Annotated in this window: 2 protein-coding genes; both read left to right on the forward strand. The window is 65.9% G+C overall.

Annotated elements, in window-relative coordinates; genetic code table 11:
• A partial coding sequence (locus ACIQU6_RS45030; RefSeq protein ID WP_403488580.1) for a helix-turn-helix domain-containing protein occupies window positions 1-492 on the forward strand: 492 nt, incomplete at its 5' end.
• The gene (locus tag ACIQU6_RS45035) at window positions 381-1,163 is read left to right on the forward strand and encodes an IS630 family transposase (RefSeq protein WP_403488583.1); all 783 of its coding nucleotides are present in this window, start codon (window positions 381-383) and stop codon (window positions 1,161-1,163) included. The genes ACIQU6_RS45030 and ACIQU6_RS45035, both read left to right, overlap by 112 nt.
• Window positions 1,164-1,180: the final 17 nt, after the last annotated feature.

Below are 1,180 nucleotides of genomic sequence, written 5' to 3' on the forward strand. Positions count from 1 at the left end.
CTGCCAGACAAGGATGTTGTGATGGCTTCGCAGAAGAAGTGGCCGGTCGCGTTGACCGTGCACGATCGTGAGTGCTTGGTCGCAGTGACCACTACGGGTGTTCATCCGGCTTCGATGATCATGCGGGCACGGGTACTGCTCGCGCTTGATACCTCGGTGGGTGAGGTTGACCCCAAGGAGGTGATCGCGGCCCGGCTCGAGGTCTCGGGTGAGACGCTGCGGCTGGTCGCCAAGCGGTTCGCCGAGACCGGTAACGACGTCCGGGCCACGATCGGGCGTAAGCAGCGAGCCCTTCCCCCGGTGCCCTCGCCGGTGACTGGTGAGGTCGAGGCCCGGCTCATCGCGATGGCGTGCTCGCAGCCGCCGGTGGGCCACGCCCGGTGGTCGCTGCGGCTGTTGGAGAAGTACGTCGCGCTGACCGAGGACATCCCGAACCTGGACCACTCCACCATCGGGCGGGTGTTAAAAAAACGGAACTGCGTCCTCATCTGAAGAAGTGCTGGACCATCCCCCCACGGGCGAATGCACGGTTCGCCGCGGCAATGGAAGACGTCCTGGCCGTATACGCCCGGCCCTACGACCCGGCCAGGCCGGTGGTGTGCATGGACGAGAAGCCCTACCAGCTCCTAGCGCATGCCCGCGCCCCGATCCCCGCCAGACCGGGACGGGACCTGAAGGAAGACAGCGAATACGTGCGCCACGGCACCTGCTCGATCTTCTGCTGGGTCGAGCCCCTGCGAGGGTGGCGACGCGTGGACGCCCGGCCCCGCCGGACCAAGGTCGACTGGGCGCACCAGGTCGAGCGGCTCCTGACCCTCGACTACCCCGACGCCGCCAAGGTCGTGCTGGTGATGGACAACCTCAACACCCACACCACCGGGTCGCTGTACGAGGCGTTCGACCCGGCCAAGGCATTCGCCCTGGCACAGCGCCTGGAGATCCACCACACCCCCAAACACGGCTCCTGGCTCAACATCGCCGAAATCGAACTCTCCGCGCTCACCCGGCAATGCCTGGACCGACGCCTCGACAACCTCGACGTACTCAACGCCGAACTCACCGCCTGGCAACACGCCACCAACACCGACCAACGCCAAGTCAACTGGCACTTCACCACCCAAGACGCCCGCACCCGACTCCGCCACCTATACCCCAACAGTTAGCCGCGACGGTCTACTAG

Source organism: Streptomyces sp. NPDC090442, assembly GCF_044769405.1.
GTDB lineage: Bacteria > Actinomycetota > Actinomycetes > Streptomycetales > Streptomycetaceae > Streptomyces.